Genomic DNA, 25,497 nt, shown 5'->3' on the forward strand with positions numbered 1-25,497 from the left:
GGGACGCCAATGGACGCCTCACCGACTGCCACTTCACATACATCAAAGGAGCTCATCTGGCTGCAAACCGCACAACAGCGCGCGTCGAAAGGCAGCTGGATCTCACTTTGCGAGACCACAGGCAGCTAGCTCATGAGCGGACTCCGCTCATCATGGCAGCTTCACTCAGCCAAGCTTAATTCCAAAGCTGCGATCATCCCGTACCAGTCCAGCACTCGCTATCGGTCAGGAGATGACAGAACGTCAGCTCGCACGGGGGGCGAACGCATCTCTTACGCAATCCGCGAATAGATTGGCGACGAGTACCAGCACAAACATGAAGCAAAACGCTGCAATCAAGCTCCACCAGACCATGGGCTCTCGAGCCAATTCCATCCGCGCGGCGTTGATCATCGTGCCGAAGCTGATCGTTTCCGGATCCACGCCAATCCCAACGTAGGAAAGAACTGCCTCGGCAAGCACCAGACCGGAGAAGTCCATGACCAGAGAGATCAAGACCAGATGAAGCAGGTTGGGCAGGAGGTGGCGATAGAGGATTCTCGCTGCCGACACACCGAATGCCCGAGCAGCCTGCACATACTCCGACTCACGCAATTTCAGGGTCTCACCACGCAGTAGCCGACAAAGGCCTGTCCAGTTCGTCATTCCAAGAATGACGCACAGAGCGAGGAGCCGTGCATCGGAGCGATCTGCTGCGGTCTCGAACCAATTCGGATGGGTATCTATGACCACCTGCATCATCAGTACGGCAGCTGCGATCAGCAACACTCCCGGAATCGAATTAAGGACGGTGTAGACATACTGAATTGCGTCATCAACCCATCCGCCGAGATAGCCCGCCATGATGCCAAGGACTACAGCCAAGGGCAGCGTAACCAGCGTTGTCAGCGTTCCGATGACCAACGCTGTCCGAATACTCTTCAAGGCCAGATAGAAGACATCCCGCCCCACCTTGTCCGTACCGAAGACATGGTATTCCATGGCCAAAGCCAGCAACGGCCCCACCACGAACAGCACGACACCCATTGTTGCTAGCACGGAGCGCCACGCCAGACCACCCTTTCCTCTCCAGATGGCCCGCCAGGCAGCTCCCACAGGCACCTTGCGCGAGCGCGCCACGATTGCGACTAGCACTGCAGCAAAGGCTGCCCAAGCACCGGCCGCTATCGCCACCCCAATCCCGATCCGCCCAAATACGTCACCTGCGTAATCATCCTCAGGATATTGCAGGTCCGCACCACCGAACTTCAAGCGGGGGAAATCCCTTCGCTGCACTCCGTCTGCGCCCTCCTGCGTTTCCTTGGCGAACAGGATATAGGCCAAGGGTGCGGAATAAGTCTTCTCCACCCGCGCGCGCAAAGGCGCCGCCATCGCGTCGAAGAGGCTCAATACTTCCGTCGACAGCACCCGCTTGTTCGTCACCCCAGCCGCATCCCCCACCGGGGCAAGGCGGGAACGGTAATGCAGGCTGTCAGCCAAACCCACCATCAGAAACAGCATCAGCAGAGTGAGAGACACCATGCCAGCATTGCTCTCTCCCACTCTGCGCCATGCGGCACACATCTGCTCACTGCCTCGAGCCCGCATCAGTGCCAACAACACGCCGACAAACAAGACAAACAAAAGCGCATCGGTCCACAGCAAGATGGGCTGAAAAGACATCATTCGAGCCTCACCCGCGGATCAACCAGCGTATAGGAAAGATCCGTCAGGATCAGCCCCATGATGTACAGCAGGGCACCGATGAAAACCATTGCCCGAACCACAAGGAAATCCTGCGCATTGATCGCATCGATCGTGTAGCTCCCCAACCCCGGAATCCCGAAGAAGGACTCATAAAGCAGACTGCCCATGAACAAAGACGGAATGACCACCACAACACCTGTCAGGATCGGAATCATCCCATTCTTCAGGACATGTCTGAAAAGAGCCTGCAATTCCGACAGCCCCTTGGCGCGCGCGGTACGCACATAGTCCTTCCCCGCCTCCTCAAGGAAGATGGTCCGGTACCAACGGGCACTGCCGCCGACACCGGCAACCACGCCGATCACGACGGGCAGCACCAAGAAGCGCGCTACATCCACCCCCGCCCCATAGCCGGAAATCGGCACGAGATGCCAGACCTTCGAAACGAGCCACTGCCCGCCGATGATGTAGAACAAGCCGGATATCGACATCATGCCGACACACAACACGACACCCCAGAAATCCAGGTAAGAGGCACGGAAGAACACGAGCAGCAGCGCCAACGCGACCGTCACGAACAATCCCAGCACGAACGTCGGCAGCGCAATCGCAAGCGACGGCCCCATTCGATCCTGGATCTCCTTCGCGATATCGCGCCCGTCATCCGCGCGGCCGAAGTCGAAAACGAACATCCGCAGCGACTTCTCGAAGAAGACCGTCTCGATGAAACGCCCCACTCCAGCTGCAGCGTTGTTCACGAACAACGGCTTGTCGTAGCCGCGCTCCACTTTCCAGCGCTCAATCGCCTCCGGCGTCACCCGCTTGCCCCCCAGTTGCATCCGGGCCATGTCATCAGGCGTATTCACGACGAAGAACAGCGCGAAGGTGAACAGATTGACCCCGATGAGGATCAGGGGCGCGTACAGCAGCCGTCGAACGATGTATGCAAACATGGGCGCCTATCCTACAGGGGTGGCCGCCCTTGGAAAATTCCCCCAATGCAAATCATCGGCGCCATCAGTGCCGGATCACACCGCCGATCAAGCCACGTACCGCCTCCTGCAAATCGGCCGGCAGGACGACGACCCGGGCGCTTTCGGAAGAGCCAAGGCGCTCCAGGGACGCAATGTACTTCTCGCCGAGCAGGAAAAGCATCGGTGCAGTCTCGGCCCCCACGGCCGCACTCACACGGCGGATCGCCTCAGCCGATGCCTCCGCGAGCATCACCTGCGCATTTGCATCGCGCTTGGATGCCTCGAGACGCGCTTCTGCCTCAAGAATCGCGGCCTGCTTCGCCCCCTCGGCGCGGGTCACGACGGCCTTGCGCTCCCGTTCGGCGGACGCCTGCTGCTCCATGGCTTTCTGCATCGAGGGCGACGGCTTGATGTCCTGAATCTCCACCGACTTGACGGTCAGCCCCCAATCCACCGCTTCATCGGCAATGCTCTCGCGCAGCCGCGCCTTGATCTTGTCCCGACTGGACAGGGCTTCGTCGAGCTCCATCTCGCCGATGATCGATCGCAGGGTCGTCATGATCATGTTGCGGATCGCCTCGGAGAAATCCGTGACGCCATAGACTGCCTTCACGGGGTCGGTCACCTTCATGAAGGCGATCGCATTGGTAAGGATGACGGCGTTGTCCCGGGTGATGACCTCCTGCTCCTGGACGTCGAGGATGATGTCCTTGGTCACCAACTTGTAGGCCACCTGATCCAGGTAGGGAATGATGATGTTGAGGCCGGGCTTCAGTGTCCCGAAGTACTTCCCGAGACGCTCGACGATCCACTCTTCGCCCTGCGGCACGATGCGAACCCCCTTGGCGATGGTAACGACGACAAAGACCAGAACGGCCAGGACCACGACAAAAGCTGCACTCATTGACTTCTCTCCTGAAGCGAATTCGCCTTCTCTACCCTGAGGAAACTCCCCTCCACCGCCATGACCCTGACACGCTCGCCTGCCGCGACGGGCTCATCCACCACGCACTCCCACTCATCCGAACCCAGCAAGGGTTTCTGGAAGCGCACGCGGCCGCGCTCGAAGGGCGCAGCCGGCTTCGACATCATTCCCACCTCACCGATGGAGTCCCCATCCGACTGCCCGATACGGGTCTTGTGATCGCTCCGTTTGAAGACGCGGAACCACAACACCACCATTGCCAGCGACGCGAGAATCCACAGGGCCAGCTGGACCGTCATTCCCAAGGCTGGCAGCAGCGTCAGGACCAGCCCGACAAGCAGCGCACCGAGGCCGAACCAGATGACAAAGAATGCCGGCACCACCAGCTCGGCGATCACCAGCGCAATTCCCAACACGATCCAGTGCCACCACTCGAACCCCATGCCCCCTCCTCGCCTGCCGTAACGATGACGTCCGTATCGCGACACTATCAGAGGCGCATGACTCCTGACCACAGGGAGCAGCCCCAGAATGCAAAAAGGCCGGGTTACCCCGGCCTTTTCGGTCAAACACGACAGGAAGTCGGCATCAAGCCTGGCTGTGGGCAGCCAGCTTCAGCCACGTATCCACAACCGTATCCGGGTTGAGAGAGATGGTCTGGATACCTTCGTCCATCAGCCATTCCGCAAAGTCGGCGTGGTCGGACGGGCCCTGGCCGCAGATGCCGACATACTTGCCGAGCTTGTTAGCGCTCTGGATGGCCATCGAGAGCAGTTGCTTGACCGCAGGATCGCGCTCGTCGAAGGAGTGCGCCACCAGACCGGAGTCGCGGTCCAGACCGAGAGTCAGCTGGGTCAGGTCGTTGGAGCCGATGGAAAAACCATCGAAGATCTCCAGGAACTGGTCAGCCAGCAGCGCGTTGGACGGGATCTCACACATCATGATCAGCTTGAGATCGTTCTCGCCCTGCTTCAGGCCGTGTTCGGCCAGCAGCTCGACGACGCCCCTGGCTTCGTCCAGATTGCGCACGAAGGGCACCATCAGCTGAACGTTGGTCAGGCCAAGTTCGTTGCGCACCTTCTTCATCGCTGCGCACTCGAGCTCGAAGCAGTCACGGAAGCTGTGGGCGATGTAGCGGGACGCGCCACGGAAGCCCAGCATGGGGTTTTCTTCTTCCGGCTCGTAGATCTCGCCGCCCAGCAGCTTGCGGTACTCGTTCGACTTGAAGTCGGACAGGCGGACGATCACGGGCTTCGGATAGAAGGCCGCGGCGATGGTGGCGACGCCTTCCACCAGCTTCTCGATGAAGAACTGCTTCGGCGTGGCATAGCCGCGGGAGCGGCGGGTGATTTCCGTACGCAGGCTGGCCGGCACCTGGTTGATCTCGAGGATCGCCTTTGGGTGGATACCGATCATGTTGTTGATCACGAACTCGAGACGGGCCAGGCCGACACCGCCGTTCGGGATCTGCGCGAACTCGAAGGCCAGCTCCGGGTTGCCGACGTTCATCATGATCTTCACCGGGATGTCGGGCAGGTTGCCCATGTCGGTGGTGACCACTTCGAAGTCCAGCTTGCCGCGGTACACATAGCCAGTATCGCCTTCGGCGCAGGACACGGTGACTTCGTCGTTCTCTTCCAGCACTTCGGTGGCGTTGCCGCAACCAACGATGGCCGGGATGCCCAGCTCACGGGCGATGATCGCCGCGTGACAGGTACGGCCGCCGCGGTTGGTCACGATGGCGGAAGCGCGCTTCATCACCGGCTCCCAGTTCGGATCGGTCATGTCGGTGACGAGGATGTCGCCAGCCTTCACACGATCCATCTCGGAGGCGTCCTTGACGATGCGGACGTGGCCGGCACCGATCTTTTGGCCGATGGCGCGACCATGGGTGATGGACTTGCTGTATTGCTTGAGGCGATACTTTTCCATCACGTGGCCGGACTGCTGGCTCTTCACGGTTTCCGGACGAGCCTGCAGGATGTACAGCTTGCCGTCGTCACCGCTCTTGCCCCACTCGATGTCCATCGGACGACCGTAGTGCTTTTCGATGATGGACGCGTAGCGGCCAAGTTCCAGCACGTCTTCGTCGGTCAGCGAGTAAACATTGCGCTCGGCTTCGGCAACGTCGATGGTGCGGGTGGACTTGCCGGCTTCCTTCTTGTCGGCGAAGACCATCTTGATCAGCTTGGAGCCCAGGTTGCGGCGGATGATCGCCGGCTTGCCTTCAGCCAGGGTGGCCTTGTGAACATAGAACTCGTCCGGATTCACGGCACCTTGCACGACGGTTTCGCCGAGGCCGTAGGAGGCGGTGATGAACACCACGCCGTCGAAGCCGGATTCGGTATCCATCGTGAACATCACGCCAGAAGCACCGATGTCGGAGCGCACCATGCGCTGCACGCCAGCAGACAGGGCAACTTCAGCGTGGGTGAAGCCCTTGTGCACGCGGTAGGCGATGGCGCGGTCGTTATAGAGCGACGCGAACACTTCCTTGATGGCGTGCAGGATGTTTTCGTAGCCGTGGATGTTCAGGAAGGATTCCTGCTGGCCGGCGAAAGACGCATCGGGCAAATCTTCGGCGGTCGCGGAGGAACGCACAGCGAAGCTGCCGTCGCCTTCAGCGGTGAGCTGCTCGTAGGCGGCCTTGATCTCGGCCTCGAGGGCCGGCGGGAACGGGGTATCGACGATCCACTCGCGGATCTGGGCGCCGGTCTTTGCCAGAGCAACCACGTCATCCACGTCCAGGCTTTCGAGTGCGCCGCTGATGCGCTCCGCCAGGCCCTGATGGGACAGGAACTCGCGGTAGGCGGCTGCCGTGGTGGCAAAGCCACCGGGAACGCGTACGCTGGACGGCAGCTGGCTGATCATTTCGCCGAGGGAGGCGTTCTTGCCGCCGACCTGCTCGACATCGGACATGCGCAGCTCTTGGAAAGGAATGACGTTACGGGCCATAAAAGGACTCATCCTGGGGAGGTAATGAAGAAAGTAAATCTGGGCGACTCACGTCGTCGGGCCGTATTGTAAGTCGTTTTGTTGCCCTGCCGCATGCAGGGTTTATCCTAACCATACCCACTTCAGGCGGAATGCATACCAGGGCAATCGGGGGGGCCGGCGCATCCGGGGCTCAAACGGAGCCCAACGGTCAGAATGGGATAAGATGCAGACCTGCCCTCGGCCTCCCGGCCGACAAACATGTCCTTTTCCCTGTTGGCACGTTCATGACTCAGACCCGCCCCGTATTCTTCATTTCCGACGGAACAGGCATCACGGCCGAGACCCTTGGCCACAGTCTTCTCGCGCAGTTTCCGGAATCCCGTTTCCGTAATCACCGCATGCCCTTCATCGACTCCCCGGAGAAGGCCCGCGACTGCGCACTCAAGATTCGGGATGCGGCCATCGAGAGCGGCCTGCGGCCCATTGTCTTCAACACGCTGGTGGATCCGGAAGCCGTTGCCGCGCTGCGCGAAGCCGACGCGCTGTTCCTCGACCTGTTCGAGAAGTTCATCGAGCCTCTCGAGAACGAACTCGGACAGCGCTCCACCCACGCGGCCGGGCGCTTCCATGGCATTGCCGACAGCCAGGACTACAAGAAACGCATCGAGGCCATCAACTTCACGCTGGCCCACGACGACGGCGTCTCCAATACGGACCTCGCCGAGGCCGATGTGATCCTCGTTGGCGTCTCCCGCTCCGGCAAGACGCCGACCAGCCTTTACCTCGCGATGCAGTTCGGCATCAAGGCGGCCAACTATCCGCTGATTCCCGAAGATTTCGAACGCAACAAGCTGCCCGGCGAGCTTTCCCGCTTCCGCCACAAGCTGTTCGGCCTCACCATCGGCCCGGATCGCCTGTCCCAGATCCGCCAGGAGCGCCGCCCCAACAGCCGCTACGCATCGATCGACAACTGTCTGGCGGAAATCGAAGCAGCCCAGCGCATGATGAAGCGCGAAGGCATCAAGTGGCTCGACTCGACCACCAAGTCCATCGAAGAAATCTCCACCATCATCCTGCAGGAAGTGCGCATCGATCCCCTCACCTATTGAGACCGGGAATCCCCAACGGACGTCCACTGTCCAATCCATAACTACACGGAGAGCCCCCGATGAAACGTAATCGACTCGGGCGTCGCGGCGGACTGCCGCGGGACGCCGAACAATTGCTGTGGCTCGCCAACGGTCTTGCCGATTCGAGCAGCCGCGCCGAAGACCACTTCTGGGACCTGCGCCTGGCCGCCGCGGTGGATCATTTTTTGAGCGCCGAAGACGAGGACACCCTGACGACGGCCCTCGACCACCTCAGCACGGCCAGCGTCCATGCCTACGACGAACTCGCCGACATGATCGAGTCGCGGGCCGAAGGCGCCCTCAAGTCCGACGACCAGCAGGACGTGCTGCTGATCGCCGTGCCGGTGATGGCCTGGTCCCGCTACCGTATTCCGGCAGCGCCGATCGCAGCCGCCGTGATGGCCAACCTGCGCGTACAGCTCAAGGCCCACGTGCTGGCCAACGGCGTCAAGCTGGCCCTCGCCGACTTCCTGTTCAGCCCCGACCAGCTGCCGCAGGGCTACTGCGCCACCGCCGATCTGGCCACCCATATCGGCCGGGCCGCTGAGAGCGACAGCGACCTGCACATCAAGACCGACAACCTGCCGGAAACCGCCCAGTTCCTGTCCGACAATCGCTACATACTCGGCGCGGTCATCGTCCCGAAGGGCGCCCCGATCTTCCGCTGGCAGGAAGAGGACTGCACCCGCGACCAGGCCCTGGAACAGTGGCGCGCCCAGGGCGGCGCCTGCATCACCCCGCTGCTCACCGGCTGCGCCTTCGAAGTCGTCCTGCCGGACGCCTACTTCGCCGCCAGCCGCGAGGCGGACAAGATGTCCCGCCCCTACTCCATCCAGGCTTCGGTCGCCTTTCTCAGCACTACGATGGACGCGCCGGCCGCCAGTCTGCGGGCTGTCGTAGCGCCCTTCTTCGAGCGCCAGGTGGAGGAGTTCCGCATCGGCTTCACCCTGCGCGGGCAAAGCGACGTGGTGCACGGCGTGGTGTGGCCACTTCTCGGCGCCGAGGACGAGAGCGTCGAAACCCTGGGCCAGATCGAGGCCACACTGCGTGCCTGCGGCATCACCGACATCCTGACCCTCGACAACGAGTTCCCGATGGAATACTGCGACGACTGCGGCGCCCCCATGTACCCCTCGCCCGAAGGCGAAGCCGTACATGCCGAACTGCCAGAGGAGCAGGCCGAGCAGATGCCCAAGCACCTGCACTGACCGCCCACCCGACGGGTGGGAGCCTTCCCGCTCGTCGGACGCTCCATCCGGCATCCCCCACCGGAGACATCCATGAGCCACAAGATCGAAAAGACCGACGCCGAATGGCGCGCCCAGTTGTCCCCCGAGGAATACGTCGTCACTCGCCAGAAGGGCACCGAGCGCGCCTTTACAGGCCGTTACTGGGACTGCCACGAACAGGGCAAGTACGTGTGCACCTGCTGCGGCGCCGACCTGTTCTCGTCCGAGCACAAGTACGACTCCGGCTGCGGCTGGCCGAGCTTCCATACCGCGGCAGCCCCGGAGAACGTCGAAGAGGCCGAGGACCGCAGCCACTTCATGCTGCGCACCGAAGTGTTGTGCCACAACTGCGGGGCGCACCTCGGGCATGTATTCGAAGATGGCCCGGCCCCCACCGGGCTGCGCTACTGCATCAACTCCGTCTCGGTAAAGCTCGAGCAGGACAGCTGATCAGGCACGCATCGCCGAGTAGGTGTGGGACAGGAAATCGCGCCGGTACAAGACCAGCACGATGAAGCTCGTCACCGCGAAGAACAGCCATGGGTGTACGAACCAGAACACCGCGGCCAGGCCGAAGTAATAGGCCCGGATGCCGCGGTTGAACTCATCCCCCGCCAGGGAGTTCACCTTGGCGAAGCGCTGCACGTCCTCTTCCGTGCCCTCCCCCGGCGGCGGCGCCGCACCGATCAGGATGGACAGCATGTTGAACTGCCGCAGCGACCAGGTGAACTTGAAGTAGGCCACCACGAAGACCATCAGCAGCAGCAATAGCTTGACCTCCCACACCTCCCGCGACACATGCCGGGCAAACGGCAGGTCGGACGCAGCATCGATCAGCTTGTCCATCGTGCCGAGCAGCGCTAGCAATCCGGCGATCACGTAGATCGTGGTGTTGGCGTAGAAGGACACGTTCTGCATCAGGTTGCCGACCAGCCCGGAGTCCGCCACACGCACCTCGCGGCGCAACATCTGCCGGCCCCATTCCAGACGGAAGGCGTGGCTGGCCCCCATCAGGCCGCGCATCGTGCCGCCAGGGCCGTGCTCGACGAGCCAGCCGTAACCGGTCCAGCAGAAGATGAACCAGCTCACCGCGATCCAATCCACGACGCTGAAGGCCGTCAACCACGCGCCCTGCATCAACACGCCTTCAGCAGGAAGTCACGGATCGGCGCGATCTGGGCCGAATCCATCAGGGTCGGCGCATGGCCCACATCCGGAATCTCGACAACCCGCGCCCGCGGGCCCCGTACGCCCATCTGGCGTGCAGTATCCGGCAACAACAGGTCGGAATCCGCCCCGCGCAGGACCAGCGTGGGGCAGCCGATGGCTTCATAGATCGGCCACAGATTCACATCCGCCATCTGCGGGTCGCGGAAAGCATCTCCGATCGCCGGGTCGTAACGCATGGCCCAGCCCCCATCCACCTGTTTGACGGACGGTTCGGTCAGATGACGCCACTGAGCGTCGCTGAGGTGTCCGAAGGGCGCACTGACCGCCCGCACGTAGGCCTCGGCTGTCTCGTAGCTGGGGAAGACCGGTGCCTGCCCCACATATTGCCCGATGCGGAGCAGGGACTCCGCGGGCAGAACCGGCCCCACATCATTCAGCACCAAGCGTCGGATCGGATTATCCGGCAGACTGGCCAGCACCATGCCAATCAGCCCCCCCATGGACGTCCCGACCCAATGCACGGTCTCGACGTCGAGGCGGGCGATCAGCGTCACCATGTCCGCCACATAGGTCGGCAACTGGTAATCGGCCTTCACCGGCAACCAACTGCTCTGCCCGCGCCCGACCACGTCCGGACACACGACCCGATAGTGGGTGGCCAATGCACGGGCCAGATCATCGAAATCGCGTCCATTACGGGTCAGGCCATGCACGCACAACACCACACGGGGATTGTCCGGATCGCCCCATTCGGTATAGGCCATCCGGTGCAGCCCATGGGGCGAGGCGCACTGCACGCTGCGGAGCCGGGGCTCGAGGGAGAGCGTGGTGGCGGAATCGGAAGGTACGACCTGCAAGGGGGCAAGCAGGCGGCGATAAGGCTCGAAAATGCTCATGGTAAAACCCGCTTCGCTCACTGACTGGGAATGGCCCAAGGATAACATTCACCATCGGCCATCGACCCTCATCGCCCGTGCCAATAGCGTGGAAAGGCCTCACGGGCCGCGTCCACCTGCACCTCTCCGGCCCCCAGCCGGATCCGGACGGCGCCGCTGGCATCCGTCCGCAACAGGCGGGCGCCGCTGGCTGCCCAGCGCGCCCAGACTTCAGGATTCGGATGGCGGAAGCGGTTGCGATAGCCCACCGGGAAGATCACCCAATGCGGGGAAGTGGCTGCGATGAAGGCCGGCGTGGAGGAAGTCCGGCTTCCATGATGGGGCGCCACCACCACATCGCTGGCCAGCGCGGCTGGGTTGCGTCCGAGCAACCCAGCTTCGGAGACTGCCTCGATGTCGGAGCTCAGCAGCACTCGGCGTCCCCCCGCCTCCACCTGCAGCACGCAGGACGCGTCATTGCTCTTCCGCGGGACACTACCGCCAACGGGATGCAGCACCGAGAAGCGCACGCCATCCTGCTCCCATCCCTGCCCCGCCGCGCAGGCGCGGCCCCTGTGGTCGGCGATCAGGCGTACGGGGTGATTCTCCGGTAGGGAGAACAGCACCGCTCCGACCGGGATACCCGCCAGCACGGCCTCCGCGCCGCCGGCATGGTCGTTGTCCTGATGCGTCACCACCAACGTATCGAGCCGGCGCACGCCCATTGCGCGCAGATAGGGCAACAGGATCCGCTCCCCGCTGTTCGCATCTGCGGAAAAAGCCGGGCCGGTGTCATAGATCAGGTCGCTGTTGGCCGTCTGCACATGCACCGCCAGGCCCTGCCCCACGTCCAGCACGGCAACCCAGGCCTCGCCCGGCGGTGGCCGCGGTGGTGTCCACATCACCATGGGCACCAACATCGCCAGACCCAGCCAACGCACGGGCGTTCCTCGCGGCAGCAGCGCCCACAGGCAACCCAGAGTGGCGAGAACGGCCAACTCCGGGGGTGGAGCTGCCTGTTGCCACCGGGCCATCGGAAATTCCGCCAGCCACTCGATCGGCACCATCGTCGCCGCCAGCGCCATGTGCGCCAAGTCAGCGAACATCTGCAGCGGCACAAGTGCATAGGCAATGGCCAGCGGTGTGACGATGAAACTGATCAGCGGAATGGCAATGCCGTTCGCCAGCGGTGATACCAACGAGAACTGCTGGAACAACACCAGCAAAGCCGGGACCAACCCCAGCGTCACCGCCCACTGGGCGCGCAGCCCCTCGTGCAGCCAACCGGCGGTACGCAGACGCCCGCTGCCGACCAGCAACAGCAGGGCCACCGCGCCGAAGGACAGCCAGAAGCCCGCCGCCAGAATCGCCCAGGGATCGATGAGCAGGACGACCAGCAACGCGAAAGCCAGCACTCGGCTCGGCTCGGTCTCCCGACGCAGCAACAGGGCCAGCGCAACGCAGCCGAGCATGTACAGCGTACGCTGGGCCGGTACGCCCCAACCGGCCAGCAGACAATACCCAAAGGCCGCCAAAAAACCGGCCAGCACCGCGGCCTGCTGGGCCGGCCAGCGCAATGCCAGCCACGGGCAGCGCCGCCAGGCCCACCCCAATGCCCCGGCCACCAAGGCCGCCAGCATCGTGACGTGGGCACCGCTAATGGCCACCAGGTGCGCTATCCCCGTGCGGGCAAAGATCTGCCATTGCTCCTGACTGATCGCCCGCTGATCACCGATCGCCAGCGCGAGCAGCACGCCCCTGTACTCAGCGTCGGGCAAGGCCTCCTGGAAACGCGCCCGGATGTGCTCCCGAGAGCGCTCGACGAGGTTCATGATCCCCGGCACGAAGGCATCCAAACGTAGATTCGCCCTATCCGGGCGCACATAGCCGGTGGCCCGGATCCCCTGCTCCAGCAACCAGCCTTCGTAATCGAAACCGTGGGGGTTGACGTTGCCGTGGGGGCGCTTGAGACGGACGGTCAGCCGCCATCGCTCGCCGGCGTGAAGGGCCGGCAGCGTGTGCCATTCGTCGTCACGAAAGCCCTTGTACCAGGCCAGCGACAGCATTTCCGGCACACCCTCCACGCCACTCTCGACACGAAACGTGAAGCGCAGCCCCCGCTCGAAGTCCTGCGGCAGGCCGGCGACCACCCCCGTCACCGTCACGTCCTGCCCTTCGAGCGCCATCGGCAGGGAGTCGGCCAGGCGCAGTTCTGCACGCCAGGCCGCAAAGCCCCATCCGGCCAGAACGGTCGCCAGCAACAGTAGCGCTTTGGCGACCGCCGGCATTCGCAACCACGCGACGACCGCAGCGAGGAGAAAACCGGCGGCCGCACCGAGGAGAAGCCCCTGGACACCCTCCGACGACGGCAGCACGGCTGCCATCTGGCAACCGAGAATTCCCGCAAAAAATCCAATAGACATAATCCGCATGAGCCGCAATTTAGCGAGAAGCGGAGCAAACACCAAGGGGGCTGACGTCAGCTAGAATTCAGTCCTGAGGAGAAGGGCCCGGCCCGAGACGAATAACAAGAAAATGCGACGACTGCTGAAGCGCCATCTGCCGGACCACGCGTCGCTGGCCGCCAACCGCTGGCTTGCCCCCTTTGGCTCGACCCTGTTCCACCCACGCTTGTGGCACCTCAACCGTCACTCGGCGGCCGGCGCAATTGCCGTCGGGCTGTTCTGCGGCCTGATCCCGGGGCCGTTCCAGATGCTCGGCGCAGCGATCTGCTGCCTGCTGTTCAGGGTCAACCTGCCCCTTGCCCTGTTCACCACGCTGTACACCAACCCCTTCACCATCGTCCCGATCTACATTGCCGCGTTCTCGATCGGTGAATGGGTTCTTGGCCCTGGAGTGGGCCAATTCACCCAGCCGCCAGAATGGGGCTCAGCCGGCCTGATCGCCTGGATGATCGATCTGACCCACTGGCTCATCGGCCTTGGCCGTCCGCTGGCGATCGGACTCATCGTACTGGCCTTCGTGCTGGCCTTTTCGGGCTACCTGCTGACTCGTCTTGCCTGGCGGACCTACCTGATCCACCAGTGGCACAAGCGGCGGGCACACCGGCCATGAAGATGTCCATCGTTCTCGCGCTGCTGCGGCGATTGCGCCAGCACCTCCATCTGCGGCGACGACACCATCCCAAGAAACCGTCCAGCCGAACCAGCCAGTTGCCGCGCATCCTGCTGCGCATCTACTACGCGGCAGGTGTGCTGATCGGGCTGATCCTCCTCGGCACCGTGGGCTTCTACTGGGCCGGCGGCGACAAGGCGAACTTGTCCGACGCCATCTACATGACGCTGATTACGGTCACGACTGTCGGCTATGGCGAGGTTGTACCGATCGACGGCTTTGCCGCGCGGCTCTTTGCCGGCCTCATCGCCCTGGCCGGCTTTGGCGCTGTGACCTTCCTGTTCACCAGCCTCACCGTCTTTTTCCTCGAGAGCGATCTCGACTACACCCTGCGGAGACGACGCATGGAAAAGCAGGTCCACAAACTGCATCAGCATTTCATCATCTGCGGCTTCGGTCGCGTGGGGCGCAACGTGGCCAACGAGCTGACCACAACCCACCGGCACTACGTCGCCATCGACGCCGACGAAGCCGCCCTGGAAGCCCAGCGGGAACGCCTGCCTGGCCTGATCTACCTGGGAGGCGACGCCTCCGACGACGACCTACTGCTGGCAGCGGGCATCCAGGATGCCCGCGGTCTGTTCGCCGTCACCGGCGACGACAGCCGCAACCTGATGATCGTGTTCACCGCCAAGCAGCTCAATCCGGGTATCCGGATCGTGGCGCGCTGCCACGAGGTGCGCAATGCCGAAAAACTGCGCAAGGCAGGTGCAGACAGCGTGATCTCGCCGGACTTCACGGGCGGCATGCGGATCGCGTCCAGCATGATCCGCCCGCACGTGGTGTCGTTTCTGGACGAAATGCTGCGCTCCGAGCACAAGCTGCGCCTCGAGGAGGTCGAGGTGCCGGAGCGGTTCGAACCCCGTGCGCTGGAGACCCTACGCCTGCGCAGCCCCAACTACGTAATGCTTGCCGTTCGCCGCGGCAGCGATTTCGTCTTCAATCCACCGAAGGAATTCATGCTCGAACCGGGGCAATACGTGATCGCGATGGCCTCCCCTCTCGGACGACAAGAACTGGAGGGCGCGCTGCTGCCGGAGTAAGAACCCTCAAGGACGGCTGCAGCGGCGCACACACCCTGCCGCTGCAGCAGGTTTCAGATATGGAAGTGGGAGACCTCGGCCCGTAGCTGCTGGGCCAGGTTTTCAAGACGACGCGCCGTATTGGCCGTTTCCCGCACCGCAGCCGAATTCTGCTCGGCCATCTGGGCGATCTGTTCCACGTTGCGGGCGATGTCGGTACTTGCCGCACCCTGCTCCCGCAAGGCCGACGAAATATCCGTCACCGCGGCCACCACCTGATTAGCACCGGCGCGGATCTGGTCCATCGACGCTCCGGCCTGGCCCGCCAGCTCCACCCCCTCCTGCACCCGCACGACACCGCCCTGCATGGTGTCCACTGCACGGCTGGTGCCCTGCTGAATGGCCGCGACCATGCCGGTAATCTCATCGGTGGCCTTGGCCGTCCGCTCAGCCAGCTTCCGCACCTCATCGGCCACCACCGCGAAGCCCCGGCCGGTCTCGCCGGCACGCGCCGCCTCGATCGCCGCATTGAGGGCCAGCAGATTGGTCTGATCGGCAATCTCCTTGATGGAATTGACGATGGCGGAAATCTTCGCCGACTGGTCGCCGAGGTCCTGGATCACGTCAGCGGACTCGCGCACCGACACGGAAATCCGCTCCATCTCGGCCACCGTTCTGGCCACGACGGCGCCCCCTTCCGCAGACAGGCGCCCGGACTCCGCAGAAATACCCTCCGCCGACGATGCACTGCTGGCGATCTCCTCGATGCCGACGGTCATCTCCTCGACCGCCGCCGCCATATTGGAGGCGGCCGCGCTCTGCTGATCCGAACCGTTCGATACCTGGGATGCAGAACTGGCCAGCGATACCGCGGACGCAGCCACATCGTTGGCGCCGCGCTGGACCTTGGTGATCACGTCCGAGAAGGCCTGGGCCATCTCGTTGAACTGGTCCGCCACCAGGTGCAGTTCATCCCGAGCCGACAGCGTGATGCGCTCACGCAGGTTACCCGCAGCCAATTCCCTGGCGCCGGCCCGCAACTCGCTCACCGACTGCATCACCGACAGGCAGAAGGCCATCGACAAATAGAGCAAGACCAGCAGCGATGTGCACGACAGGACCGCCGCCAGCATGAATTTCTTCTCCGACGCAGCCAAGCGAGCGACCAGCAAGCCCCTCGCCTCGGGAATCAGGTCCTGGTAGGTCTTGGCAAACACGATGTCGATGCTCTTGGTGACCATGTCGAAATAGGCCGGCGCGGCCATCTCGTAATCCCCTTTCAGAAGATGGTTCTGAAGTTGGTCGATCACGTCGGAGGTTCCCGCGTTGAGTTCCTTGCGCAACGCATCCAGCGCGCCCTGGATATGACGATTAGCAATGCCCGAACGGTCGAAGTTCTCGTTCAGGTCGGTCACCGCCATGTTCAGCTCGCCCAACTGGGAGCTGATGTCGAAACGCCGCTGTTCATCCACGCTCTTCGCCGCCAGCGCGCCAGTACCCAGTGCACGCAACCGGCCGAGACGCTCGGAAACATCCGGCACCCGCCGCAGCATGTTATCGATCAGGTAGTAGGTGTCCGGGGACGGATCAAGGGCCAGGTTGCCGTCGTCACCCAGGTCATGCAGCGTCAGCACGATCTTGCGGATCATCGCGGTATGGGCCTGCAGGTTCTCCCGCGGGGGCATCTGCAGGCCGCCGCCACGGATCACCTCCCAGGCCGTCTTGACCTCCGTCCAGCGCTTGCTGGCCGACGGCGCCGCATCAGCGGCAAGCACGCTCTCTGCCGCCACGACTGCCGCCACGACCTCCTCCGTCTTCTTCTGCAGACGCGGCCGTAACTCCTCGTTGCCATTCAGCACGCCGGAAGACAGGCCGCGATGCTGCTGCACCAGCTCGATGAGCTTGAGCACCCGCGGCACCCCGTCCATCGAACCCAGTTCCTTTTCCGTGAAGACGATGTCGGCACGCAGGGAAACGGTCAACTGAGCCAGCAGGAAACCGACCACCAGAAAGGCGATCAGGCCCAACAGCGTGAACTTGGCCGGATAGCGCATGCGGTTGAGCATGCTCACGGCTGGTGAAAAAAAAGCTTTCATGCTGACTCCTGGAAATCTGGTTGGCAGCCGGAGTGCCGCCTGCCACGCCCCTTTTATCGGCCAGAACCCTGCAGCCCTTGAATTACGGGACTACAGATAACGCAATGGGTTATTCAGTCTAGAAAAGACTTGAACAGATTGAAGCGATATCCGGGCTGCGAGAGGCAACCCGGCTTCGATCGGCCCTGCGGGCAGTCCGACAGCGCTCAGTCGGAGGCGCCGAGAATCCCGTCGCGCAGTTGCAGGACGCGGCTGGCCCTGGCAGCCAGCTGTGTGTCATGCGTGACGATGACGAAGCTAGTTCCCTGCTCCTCGGCCAGTTCGAGCATCAGGCCGAAGACCTTCTCTGCAGTCTGGCGGTCGAGATTACCGGTCGGCTCGTCGGCCAGCACGCAGGCCGGCCGCGTCACCAGCGCCCGGGCAATAGCGGCGCGCTGGCGCTCGCCGCCCGACAGTTCGCCGGGCGTGTGGTCAAGGCGATGCCCAAGGCCCACCGCCTTGAGGGTTTCCATCGCCTGTGCCATAGCTTCTTCCTTGTCCATGCGCCGCACGAACAAGGGCATGGCAACGTTCTCCACCGCAGAGAACTCCGCCAGCAGGTGGTGAAACTGATACACGAAACCAAGGGATTGGTTGCGCAGGCGCCCCCGCTCCGCATCGGAAATGGTCGAGAAATTCCTGCCGAGCAAGCGCACTTCGCCAGCCGACGGCACATCCAACCCGCCCAGCAGGTGCAGCAGTGTGCTCTTGCCCGAGCCCGAGGAGCCGACAATGGCCAAGCGCTCGCTGCGCTCCACCGACAGGCTCACGTCCCGCAGCACCTCCAGCGCATCGGCGCCTTCCCGGAAGGACTTGGACAGCCCCTTGCACTCCAGCACCGTGCGCGGCTTGGTCACGTCATTCATAGCGCAGGGCCTCCGCAGGGTTGAGGCGCGATGCACGCCAGCTCGGGTAGAGCGTCGCCACCAGCGTCAGCACGAAGGACACCACGGTGATGGCGATCACGTCCGACCACAGTAGCTCGGACGGCAGGTCGGAAATGTAATACACGTCTTTCGCAAGGAACTGGATACCGAAGGTCCGTTCGATGGCCGGTACAACCACATCAATGTTGAGCGCCAGGGTGACCCCACCGATCACACCGATGGCCAGCCCGATGAAGCCGATCAACGCCCCCTGGATCACGAAGATGCTCATGATCGAGCCCGGGCTCGCCCCCAGCGTGCGCAGAATGGCAATGTCGGCCTGCTTGTCCTGCACCGCCATCACCAGCGTGGACACGATATTGAAAGCCGCCACCGCGACGATCAGCAACAGGATGATGAACATCACGTTCTTCTCGATCTGCACCGCACGGAAGAAATTGGCGTGGCTGCGGGTCCAGTCGGACACCAGCAGGTCCGCATCCACATACTTGACCAATTCACGTGCCACCCGCGGTGCCTCGAAGAGATCATCGACCTTCAAGCGCACGCCCGACACCCTGTCGTCCATGCGATACAAGGTCTGGGCGTCCTGCAGGTGAATCAAAGCCAGACTGGAGTCGTACTCGTACATGCCGACCTCGAAAATCCCCACCACCCGGAATTGCTTCAGGCGCGGCAGGATCGCCGCCGGCGTGACCAGCCCCTGCGGCGCGATCAGCGTGACCTTGTCGCCGACCGACACCCGCAGCGCCCGCGCCAGATCGGCACCGAGCACGATGCCGAAGCCGCCGGGCTGCAGGTCGTCGAGCCGCCCGGCGCGCATGTGCTGCGCGAAATCGGCCACCTTGTCCTCGGCATCCGGTAACACCCCGCGGACCAGCGTGCCCTGCACGGTCTGGTCGAAGGACAGCATGCCCTGGGCCTGCACGAAGGGCGCCGCCGCCTTGACCCGCGGATGCTTGGTGGCCTCGTCGGCAACCCGCTGCCAACTGGCCAGCTCGCCGTCGAAACCCGTCACCTGCACATGGGACGCAACCCCCAGGATGCGCGTACGCAGTTCACGCTGGAAGCCGTTCATCACCGACAGCACGACGATGAGCGCCGCCACGCCGAGGGCGATGCCCAGCATGGAAACGAGCGAAATGAAGGAAATGAAACGATTGCGGCCCTGCGCACGCCGTTTGGAGCGGGTGTAACGCAGGCCGACGAGGAATTCGTAAGACATCGGGATGGGCAACCGGATAACCGGATAGCGGATCAGGGGCGCATTGTGCCGGAGTTGGCCGATGCTGGGTATCCCGCGCGTGGCGTGAGAATTATCTCCTTACATTTGTCATCGTCTCGCCCCGATAATCCGGCAACCCGAGCTTCGACCGTCACCGCGTGATGCCACCTTCCAACCTTGCTGCCCTGCTGGCCGCCGCAGCCCTCGTCCTTCATCCGCTTGCCGGGCACGCGGAAAGCGCGCAGCTGATCCGCTCCGAGCCCCTGCGTACGCAGCCTTCCATCTCGGCGCACAGCATTATGGACGTCACGCGCCGCACCGAAGTTCAGGTACTCGAAGCCCAAAACGGCTGGACGCGCGTCGAAGCAGCCGGCGGACGGACGGGTTGGCTCCGGGATACCAGCCTGGACCGCAGCCGCACCGCCGCGGCGGAACCAGGCCGCAGCCAGACATTCGCCACCTCGGGCGCCGGTGGCAACGCATGGCGTCCGCTCCCCCGCGCCAGCCAGCATGCGCTGATCCTCACGATAGGCCAGCCTCCCGGAACTCCGTCCACCGTGCTCGATGGCAGTGCAGCCGACGCCCGTCTCGGCGCAGGGATGGCGCGCCTCAGCGGAGTGCCCGACGCCAACATCCGCTATCGCACCGATAGCGAACTCGACCGGGACGGATTGCACCAGGCCTTTGCAGAACTCGACGCCCACATGGGCAACGGCGACCGCGCCTTCATCTACCTTTCTGCCTTCGGCATTCATCGCCAGGTATCCGGACGATGCGGCGAGGCGATCCTGACCCATGACGGCAGCGCCTTTTCCTTCGAGGAGCTGGCTCACCATCTGCAACTGCTCGCCAGCAAAGCCGACAAGATCTTCCTGATCCTCGATGCTGGCCGCGGTGACGGTCCCAACGCAACCACAATCTCGACCCGCTTTGCCCGAGCCTTGTCTGATCCAGGCTGCAAGGCAACGCCATCCAGCAGCGAGTTCAGCCGCCTCCCAGCCAACGTGGCCATCCTGACAGCCAGCCGCCCGAACGAGAACGCGGGTGGCACACCGGCTGGTGGCCTCTTCAGCCAGGCCCTCCATGCCTGCCTGTCCGGTGAGCCCGCCTTCGACAGCCCATCGGGCCTGCTCACTGGCGATGCCTTGATCTCTTGCAGTCGACAACGCATCGCCGCCAGCCCTGGCACTCAGCATCCCGGCTTGGCAGGCAATGGCGATCTCGTCCTCGCGCTGCAGCCCTCCGACCAACCAAGCCGCGACGCCCGCCAGTTTCTACGCATCATCCACGCCCAGCGCGATCAACAACGGCGCGTCGACGTGACCCGACTGTCCGCGGCAACAGGCTCGACGCGCCTGCGCGTGAGCAGCAGCGAAGCGGGTTACGTGTATGTGCTATCGGCCGGCCGCAGCGACGTCCGCCTGCTCTACCCCGCAGGGAACAGTCAGCAAGCTCCGATTCAACGCAGCGCCGACATCGAAATCCCGCTGGCAGCAGAAAAGGATGGCGAATGGCTCGTCATTGTCGCTGACGCCATCCGTAGACCGGCGCGCGCGGGCTTTGTCTCGGACGGCCCGTCCGCGCTGCTGCGAACCGATGCAGTTGGCATTCACGAACTCACCCAGGAGTTCCTGTCCGGAGATGGCAGCCGCACTTGTCTATTCAGTGAAACGCGCAACCTCGGTCCGAGTCAGGCTCTCGCCTGCTCAAGCCGTTTTGGCGCAGCCATGCTTGGTGCCGCGCATTCAAAATGATTCTCGATAAGCCCATGCACAGTCGCTAAAATACTCGGCAGAAACGACAAAAACGTTCAGCACCCGTTCTCAACCCATCAAACTCCAGGGGAAATCATGAAAGCCCTTTCAACCTCGGCAGGATACCGTCACAAAATCGCCCTTCTCGCCGGGCTGCTAGCCTTGTCTGGCTGTGCAAACATGCAAATGGGCTCACAGGAAGCCAAGACTACCGCCACCGGTTCGGCCGGCGGCGCCAATTCCCAGAACGCCAACTCCACCCTCGAGAAGTGTACAGCGCCCCTCGGCACGATCGCCGTGGTGGAAGACACCGGAGCCCCCTGGTATGGCGTGCTCACCGGGCAGATGAAGCTCGGCTCGACCGTCCCCGTGCTCAAGCTGCTGATCCAGCAGTCCAACTGTTTCGTGGTGGTCGAGCGCGGCCGCGCGATGAACAACATGATGCAGGAACGCGCCCTGCAGCAGTCGGGCGAACTGCGCTCCAACTCCAATTTCGGCAAGGGCCAGATGGCCTCCGCCGACTACTCCATGAGCCCGTCGATCACCTTCAGCAACAACAACGCGGGCGGCATGACCGGGGGCCTGGGCGGCATCGGTGGCGGCGTGCTCGGTGCGGTCGTTGGCAGCATCAACGTCAAGGAAGCCAGCACCATGCTGACGATGGTCGACAACCGCTCCAGCGTCCAACTCGTGGCGGCCGAAGGCAGCGCCCGCAACATGGACTTCGGCGGCATGGGCGCGCTGTTTGGCGGCGGCCTCGGTGGTGGCCTCGGCGGCTACACCAACACCGCGGAAGGCAAGGTCATCGTTGCCGCGTTCACCGACGCCTACAACAACGTGGTCAAGGCCGTGAAGAACTACAAGGCCCAGGAAGTGAAGGGCGGCCTCGGCACCGGCGGCCAGCTCGGCGTACAGGGCGGCAGCACGGGTGGCAGCAACGACGCAACGACGACCAAGTCCAAGTCGACGAAGAAGAAGAAATAAGGCACTCTTCGCGTCCAGAGAGCCGGGCCTCGCGCCCGGCTTTGTACTTTTGGACTCCCGTCGTGATGCCGGTCCTCCACGGCTTGCGGCAAAACCTGCGGCAGCATCCTGCTGCTGGTAAGCTTTCAGCGAATGTTCCGATGCACTTCGAGTTGATCCTGCCCGGACTGGACTGGCCCACCGGGCCCGGCCATCATCCCGCCGACGATCTGGCACTGCCCACCCTGTCCAAGCTGCTTGGCTTCTCCGAGGCAATCTGGACGCCGCACAGCACGCCGGAAACCTTACTGGCTGAACGTTTCGGACTCACGGATCGCCTGCCCCACGCGCGCTTCCGGCGCTTCGGGGAACGCACACCAGCCCCGACCGAGGGTCACTGGCTGTGCTGCGACCCGGTCCACCTGCACTTCTCCCGCGACACGCTGCTGCTCAACGACGCTGGCGGGCTCGACATCACACGCGAGGAAGCCGATGCGCTGATGGATGGGCTGAACGAGACTTTCGCGGACATCGGGCACTTCGAAGCACCGGCTCCAGACCGCTGGTACGTCCGTCTGGCTGCCGAGCCGCAGCCGGAGTTCCATCCCCTTGCCGACGTCAATGGCCGCCCGGTGCAACTCTTCCTCCCCGAAGGTGAAGACGTCCCGCGCTGGGCGCGCCTTTCCAACGAGATTGAAGTCTGGTTGTTCAGCCACCCAGTCAATGCGGCGCGGGAGGAACGGGGCCAGCGCACCATCAATGGCGTCTGGCTGTGGGGCAATGGCACGGCAGCCGCCTCCGGCTCTCGGCCGTTCGACGCTCTGCAGGCCGACCAGCCCTTCGCCCGCGGCCTCGCCAGCCACGCGGGCCTGAGCCCTGCGGCGACTGACCATTACCACCGTCCGGACGGCAACGGCCTCGCGCTGATCGACGACCTCCAGCGCCCCCTTCTCCATATGGACCGGGAAGGCTGGTGCCGGGCGCTGCAGGCCCTGGAAACCAACTGGTTCGCCCCGTTGCTGTCAGACCTCAAGACGCGCAAGCTGGAAGCGATCCGCATCAGCGTGCCCAACGACCGCCACACCTTGCAACTCGACGTCGGCTCGAGCGGACTCTGGAAGTTCTGGCGCAAGCCACGCACGCTTGGCAGCGTGCTCGCCGCAGCCCCTCAACCCGCCGCCCAAACGCCATGACCCGTATTCTCCCCCGCCCTGTTCCCACCCGCGCGATCACCCACCTGCTGGAGGCCGGCACTCATCCGCTGCTGGCCCGCATCTACGCAGCCCGCGGCATCGAGAACCGGGAAGAGCTCGACTACAGCCTCAAGGCCCTGATTCCGCCCCAGCAGCTGAAAGGTGTTCAGGATGCGGCGCAGATCCTCGCCGACGCCATAGAAGCCGGCGCCCGCATGCTTATCGTCGCCGACTACGACTGCGACGGCGCCACCGCCTGCGCGGTCGGTATTCGTGCGCTACGCGCCTTTGGCGCCGAAGTCGGCTACCTGGTGCCCAACCGCTTCGAATACGGCTACGGGCTGACGCCCGCCATCGTCGAGCTGGCAGCCAAGATGGAGCCCGACCTGCTGATCACAGTAGACAACGGCATCGCCAGCGTCGAAGGCGTCGCGGCAGCCCGGGAGCACGGTATTGCTACCGTCATCACCGACCACCACCTGCCGGGCGACACGCTGCCCGAAGCCGATGTGATCGTGAACCCCAACCAGCCCGGCTGCCTATTCCCGAGCAAGGCATTGGCCGGCGTCGGCGTCATGTTCTACACGATGCTGGCCCTGCGTGCCGAACTGCGCGACCGTGGCCTCTTCCAAGGGCGTGCAGAGCCGAATCTGGCCGAACTGCTCGACCTGGTGGCGCTCGGCACCGTCGCTGACGTGGTAAAGCTCGACCACAACAACCGCATCCTGGTGTCCCAGGGCCTGCAGCGCATGCGGGCCGACCGCATGCAACCGGGCATCCGGGCGCTTTTTGCAGCAGCCGGACGCGATGCGACCCGCGCCACCACCTTCGACATGGGCTTTGCGCTGGGCCCGCGCCTCAACGCCGCCGGCCGCCTGGCCGACATGTCCCTCGGCATCGAATGCCTGATCACCGATGACATGGGCCGCGCCCTCAACATCGCCCAGGAACTCGACCGCCTCAACCGGGAACGGCGCAGCATAGAAGCGGAGATGCAGGAAGGCGCGATGCTCGAACTGGACGGAATCGACCCGGGCAGCCGGGCCACGCTGACCTTGTTCCAGCCCGAGTGGCACCAGGGCGTAATCGGCATCCTGGCCGGACGCATCAAGGAGAAGTTCCACCGCCCCACGGTGGCCTTTGCCCGTGGCGACGAAGGACAGCTGAAAGGCTCTGGGCGTTCGATTCCCGGCCTCCACTTGCGCGACGCGCTCGATCTGGTGACCAAGCAGGCACCGGATCTGGTCCTGAAGTTCGGCGGACACGCGATGGCCGCAGGCCTCACCATCCGCGAGAGCGATCTGGCACGTTTTGAAAGTCTGTTCGAAGCCGCCGTGCAGTCGCTGATCGACCCGGCCGACCTGACCCGCAGCCTGGAAACCGACGGCGCACTGGAAGACAGCCTCTACAACCTGGAAACGGCGAGGCTACTGGAACGGGAAATCTGGGGCCAAGGCTTTGCCGCCCCGATCTTCGACGATACCTTCCGCGTCGAGAACCAGCGCATCCTGAAAGACAAGCACCTCAAGCTCCAGCTGCGCAAGGGCAACACGCGGATCGATGCCATCCAGTTCAACTGCACCACCTCGGCGGGACCGCAGATTCACGCGGCCTTCCGGCTGGCAGTCAATGAATACAACGGTGCCGCGAACATCCAGCTGATGCTGGAACATTTCGAAGCCGCCTGAAGGATGCCTCCGACAGAAGAAAATGCATTATCGGGGGACTCTCAGCACAGACCAAACGCGTACAGCACCATACGTGTACTACGCGCTTCGCGAAAGTTTCCCGCCCGCCTTATGACGCTCGGGCGGGAAACCCGGCATGAAGAAATGCCTGCTCGGAATACGGTTCAGTAACGTCCGCCGCCACCGCCGAAGCCAGAGCCACCGCCCGGACCTCGTCGGCCACCGCCGCCTCCGAAACCGCCACCACCGCCTCCGCCCCCCGGACCCCGACGGGGTCCGCCGAAACCGCTACGCGGCTCCTGCGGGCGTGCCTCATTCACCGTGAGGTTGCGGCCATCGTAATTTTTACCATTGGCGCCTGCGATCGCTGCCTGGGCCTCGTCATCCGAACCCATCTCGACAAAGCCAAACCCCTTGGAGCGGCCGGTTTCACGATCCATGATCACCTGGGCCGAAGCCACGGTGCCGAACTCGTGAAAAATCTCTTCCAGACGACTCTTATCCACTGTGTAGGCCAGATTGCCCACGTAAAGCTTAGTACCCAATTGACGCGCTCCATTTCGAAAAGA

At 63.5% G+C, this 25,497-nt stretch carries 21 protein-coding genes; 9 read left to right on the forward strand and 12 right to left on the reverse strand.

Annotation, left to right across the window (positions count from 1 at the left end; translation table 11 throughout):
• Positions 1 to 243: 243 nt before the first annotated feature.
• The 5 genes from AC1PQG_RS13620 to ppsA form a co-directional block, all read right to left on the reverse strand.
• The gene (locus AC1PQG_RS13620; protein WP_481123007.1) at positions 244 to 1,662 is read right to left on the reverse strand and encodes an ABC transporter permease; all 1,419 of its coding nucleotides are present in this window, start codon (positions 1,660 to 1,662) and stop codon (positions 244 to 246) included.
• A complete protein-coding gene (locus AC1PQG_RS13625; protein ID WP_481118388.1) occupies positions 1,662 to 2,639 on the reverse strand; it encodes an ABC transporter permease in 978 nt (325 codons plus the stop codon). The genes AC1PQG_RS13620 and AC1PQG_RS13625 overlap by 1 nt, the downstream gene beginning before the upstream one ends.
• 64 nt (positions 2,640 to 2,703) lie before the next feature.
• Positions 2,704 to 3,564, reverse strand: coding sequence for an SPFH domain-containing protein (locus AC1PQG_RS13630; protein ID WP_481118389.1), 861 nt, complete (start codon positions 3,562 to 3,564; stop codon positions 2,704 to 2,706).
• The gene (locus AC1PQG_RS13635; RefSeq protein ID WP_481118390.1) at positions 3,561 to 4,028 is read right to left on the reverse strand and encodes an NfeD family protein; all 468 of its coding nucleotides are present in this window, start codon (positions 4,026 to 4,028) and stop codon (positions 3,561 to 3,563) included. Before AC1PQG_RS13635 ends, AC1PQG_RS13630 begins: the two co-directional genes overlap by 4 nt.
• Positions 4,029 to 4,173: 145 nt before the next feature.
• Positions 4,174 to 6,540, reverse strand: coding sequence for a phosphoenolpyruvate synthase (ppsA, locus tag AC1PQG_RS13640; protein ID WP_481118391.1), 2,367 nt, complete (start codon positions 6,538 to 6,540; stop codon positions 4,174 to 4,176).
• A gap of 266 nt (positions 6,541 to 6,806) precedes the next feature.
• Here ppsA and ppsR point away from each other — a divergent pair, with 266 nt between their 5' ends.
• From ppsR to msrB, 3 genes are all read left to right on the forward strand, one after another.
• Positions 6,807 to 7,631 (forward strand): posphoenolpyruvate synthetase regulatory kinase/phosphorylase PpsR, encoded by an 825-nt coding sequence (gene ppsR, locus AC1PQG_RS13645; RefSeq protein ID WP_481118392.1) that lies wholly within the window; start codon positions 6,807 to 6,809, stop codon positions 7,629 to 7,631.
• A 59-nt stretch (positions 7,632 to 7,690) separates the two neighbouring features.
• On the forward strand, positions 7,691 to 8,860 hold the full coding sequence (locus tag AC1PQG_RS13650; RefSeq protein ID WP_481118393.1) for a DUF2863 family protein: 1,170 nt from the start codon (positions 7,691 to 7,693) through the stop codon (positions 8,858 to 8,860).
• 72 nt (positions 8,861 to 8,932) lie between these two features.
• A complete protein-coding gene (msrB, locus tag AC1PQG_RS13655) occupies positions 8,933 to 9,331 on the forward strand; it encodes a peptide-methionine (R)-S-oxide reductase MsrB (RefSeq protein ID WP_481118394.1) in 399 nt (132 codons plus the stop codon).
• Here msrB and AC1PQG_RS13660 read toward each other — a convergent pair whose 3' ends face one another.
• From AC1PQG_RS13660 to AC1PQG_RS13670, 3 genes are all read right to left on the reverse strand, one after another.
• On the reverse strand, positions 9,332 to 10,018 hold the full coding sequence (locus tag AC1PQG_RS13660) for a DUF599 domain-containing protein (protein WP_481118395.1): 687 nt from the start codon (positions 10,016 to 10,018) through the stop codon (positions 9,332 to 9,334). It abuts the gene before it with no gap.
• Complete coding sequence (locus AC1PQG_RS13665; protein ID WP_481118396.1) at positions 10,018 to 10,947, reverse strand: alpha/beta fold hydrolase; 930 nt, start codon at positions 10,945 to 10,947, stop codon at positions 10,018 to 10,020. Before AC1PQG_RS13665 ends, AC1PQG_RS13660 begins: the two co-directional genes overlap by 1 nt.
• A 68-nt stretch (positions 10,948 to 11,015) precedes the next feature.
• On the reverse strand, positions 11,016 to 13,310 hold the full coding sequence (locus tag AC1PQG_RS13670; protein WP_481118397.1) for a DNA internalization-related competence protein ComEC/Rec2: 2,295 nt from the start codon (positions 13,308 to 13,310) through the stop codon (positions 11,016 to 11,018).
• Between the two features lie 151 nt (positions 13,311 to 13,461).
• On the opposite strand from AC1PQG_RS13670, the gene AC1PQG_RS13675 reads away from it, so the two are divergent.
• Both AC1PQG_RS13675 and AC1PQG_RS13680 read left to right on the forward strand, forming a co-directional pair.
• Complete coding sequence (locus AC1PQG_RS13675) at positions 13,462 to 14,001, forward strand: DUF2062 domain-containing protein (protein ID WP_481118398.1); 540 nt, start codon at positions 13,462 to 13,464, stop codon at positions 13,999 to 14,001.
• A gap of 2 nt (positions 14,002 to 14,003) precedes the next feature.
• Positions 14,004 to 15,104, forward strand: a complete 1,101-nt coding sequence (locus AC1PQG_RS13680; RefSeq protein ID WP_481118399.1) for a potassium channel family protein — start codon at positions 14,004 to 14,006, stop codon at positions 15,102 to 15,104.
• Positions 15,105 to 15,157: 53 nt separating this feature from the next.
• Here the strand turns inward: AC1PQG_RS13680 and AC1PQG_RS13685 are convergent, their stop codons facing one another.
• The 3 genes from AC1PQG_RS13685 to AC1PQG_RS13695 all read right to left on the reverse strand — a co-directional run bounded on the left by AC1PQG_RS13685 (position 15,158) and on the right by AC1PQG_RS13695 (position 19,330).
• Positions 15,158 to 17,179 (reverse strand): methyl-accepting chemotaxis protein, encoded by a 2,022-nt coding sequence (locus AC1PQG_RS13685; protein ID WP_481118400.1) that lies wholly within the window; start codon positions 17,177 to 17,179, stop codon positions 15,158 to 15,160.
• Between the two features lie 206 nt (positions 17,180 to 17,385).
• Positions 17,386 to 18,084: a lipoprotein-releasing ABC transporter ATP-binding protein LolD gene (gene lolD / locus AC1PQG_RS13690; RefSeq protein WP_481118401.1), complete on the reverse strand. Its 699-nt coding sequence runs from the start codon at positions 18,082 to 18,084 to the stop codon at positions 17,386 to 17,388.
• A complete protein-coding gene (locus AC1PQG_RS13695) occupies positions 18,077 to 19,330 on the reverse strand; it encodes a lipoprotein-releasing ABC transporter permease subunit (protein ID WP_481118402.1) in 1,254 nt (417 codons plus the stop codon). The genes lolD and AC1PQG_RS13695 overlap by 8 nt, the downstream gene beginning before the upstream one ends.
• A 161-nt stretch (positions 19,331 to 19,491) precedes the next feature.
• Here AC1PQG_RS13695 and AC1PQG_RS13700 point away from each other — a divergent pair, with 161 nt between their 5' ends.
• From AC1PQG_RS13700 to recJ, 4 genes are all read left to right on the forward strand, one after another.
• Entirely contained in the window at positions 19,492 to 21,084 is a 1,593-nt protein-coding gene (locus AC1PQG_RS13700; RefSeq protein ID WP_481118403.1) for an SH3 domain-containing protein, read from the forward strand.
• Between the two features lie 186 nt (positions 21,085 to 21,270).
• Positions 21,271 to 22,068 carry a CsgG/HfaB family protein gene (locus AC1PQG_RS13705; RefSeq protein WP_481118404.1) on the forward strand — a complete coding sequence of 266 codons (798 nt, stop codon included), beginning with the start codon at positions 21,271 to 21,273 and terminating at the stop codon, positions 22,066 to 22,068.
• A gap of 140 nt (positions 22,069 to 22,208) precedes the next feature.
• Entirely contained in the window at positions 22,209 to 23,240 is a 1,032-nt protein-coding gene (locus AC1PQG_RS13710) for a hypothetical protein (RefSeq protein ID WP_481118405.1), read from the forward strand.
• Positions 23,237 to 24,928 carry a single-stranded-DNA-specific exonuclease RecJ gene (recJ, locus tag AC1PQG_RS13715; RefSeq protein WP_481118406.1) on the forward strand — a complete coding sequence of 564 codons (1,692 nt, stop codon included), beginning with the start codon at positions 23,237 to 23,239 and terminating at the stop codon, positions 24,926 to 24,928. Before AC1PQG_RS13710 ends, recJ begins: the two co-directional genes overlap by 4 nt.
• 164 nt (positions 24,929 to 25,092) lie before the next feature.
• On the opposite strand, the gene AC1PQG_RS13720 is transcribed toward recJ, so the two are convergent.
• Positions 25,093 to 25,473, reverse strand: coding sequence for an RNA recognition motif domain-containing protein (locus AC1PQG_RS13720; RefSeq protein WP_481113828.1), 381 nt, complete (start codon positions 25,471 to 25,473; stop codon positions 25,093 to 25,095).
• Between the last annotated feature and the right edge of the window lie 24 nt (positions 25,474 to 25,497).

It is taken from the genome of Zoogloea sp. GDB6, from assembly GCF_056724105.1.

What these genes read in the sequence shown, in the direction of transcription:
- recJ (WP_481118406.1), top strand. Translation starts at nt 23,237, where the DNA reads ATGACCCGTATTCTCCCCCGCCCTGTTCCCACCCGCGCGATCACCCAC.
- AC1PQG_RS13705 (WP_481118404.1), top strand. Translation starts at nt 21,271, where the DNA reads ATGGGCTCACAGGAAGCCAAGACTACCGCCACCGGTTCGGCCGGCGGC.
- AC1PQG_RS13620 (WP_481123007.1), bottom strand. Translation starts at nt 1,662, where the DNA reads ATGTCTTTTCAGCCCATCTTGCTGTGGACCGATGCGCTTTTGTTTGTC.
- AC1PQG_RS13695 (WP_481118402.1), bottom strand. Translation starts at nt 19,330, where the DNA reads ATGTCTTACGAATTCCTCGTCGGCCTGCGTTACACCCGCTCCAAACGG.
- AC1PQG_RS13670 (WP_481118397.1), bottom strand. Translation starts at nt 13,310, where the DNA reads ATGGCAGCCGTGCTGCCGTCGTCGGAGGGTGTCCAGGGGCTTCTCCTC.
- lolD (WP_481118401.1), bottom strand. Translation starts at nt 18,084, where the DNA reads ATGAATGACGTGACCAAGCCGCGCACGGTGCTGGAGTGCAAGGGGCTG.
- msrB (WP_481118394.1), top strand. Translation starts at nt 8,933, where the DNA reads ATGAGCCACAAGATCGAAAAGACCGACGCCGAATGGCGCGCCCAGTTG.
- AC1PQG_RS13625 (WP_481118388.1), bottom strand. Translation starts at nt 2,639, where the DNA reads ATGTTTGCATACATCGTTCGACGGCTGCTGTACGCGCCCCTGATCCTC.
- AC1PQG_RS13665 (WP_481118396.1), bottom strand. Translation starts at nt 10,947, where the DNA reads ATGAGCATTTTCGAGCCTTATCGCCGCCTGCTTGCCCCCTTGCAGGTC.
- AC1PQG_RS13680 (WP_481118399.1), top strand. Translation starts at nt 14,004, where the DNA reads ATGTCCATCGTTCTCGCGCTGCTGCGGCGATTGCGCCAGCACCTCCAT.
- AC1PQG_RS13660 (WP_481118395.1), bottom strand. Translation starts at nt 10,018, where the DNA reads ATGCAGGGCGCGTGGTTGACGGCCTTCAGCGTCGTGGATTGGATCGCG.
- ppsA (WP_481118391.1), bottom strand. Translation starts at nt 6,540, where the DNA reads ATGGCCCGTAACGTCATTCCTTTCCAAGAGCTGCGCATGTCCGATGTC.
- AC1PQG_RS13650 (WP_481118393.1), top strand. Translation starts at nt 7,691, where the DNA reads ATGAAACGTAATCGACTCGGGCGTCGCGGCGGACTGCCGCGGGACGCC.
- AC1PQG_RS13675 (WP_481118398.1), top strand. Translation starts at nt 13,462, where the DNA reads ATGCGACGACTGCTGAAGCGCCATCTGCCGGACCACGCGTCGCTGGCC.
- AC1PQG_RS13635 (WP_481118390.1), bottom strand. Translation starts at nt 4,028, where the DNA reads ATGGGGTTCGAGTGGTGGCACTGGATCGTGTTGGGAATTGCGCTGGTG.
- AC1PQG_RS13710 (WP_481118405.1), top strand. Translation starts at nt 22,209, where the DNA reads ATGCACTTCGAGTTGATCCTGCCCGGACTGGACTGGCCCACCGGGCCC.
- ppsR (WP_481118392.1), top strand. Translation starts at nt 6,807, where the DNA reads ATGACTCAGACCCGCCCCGTATTCTTCATTTCCGACGGAACAGGCATC.
- AC1PQG_RS13685 (WP_481118400.1), bottom strand. Translation starts at nt 17,179, where the DNA reads ATGAAAGCTTTTTTTTCACCAGCCGTGAGCATGCTCAACCGCATGCGC.
- AC1PQG_RS13700 (WP_481118403.1), top strand. Translation starts at nt 19,492, where the DNA reads ATGCCACCTTCCAACCTTGCTGCCCTGCTGGCCGCCGCAGCCCTCGTC.
- AC1PQG_RS13630 (WP_481118389.1), bottom strand. Translation starts at nt 3,564, where the DNA reads ATGAGTGCAGCTTTTGTCGTGGTCCTGGCCGTTCTGGTCTTTGTCGTC.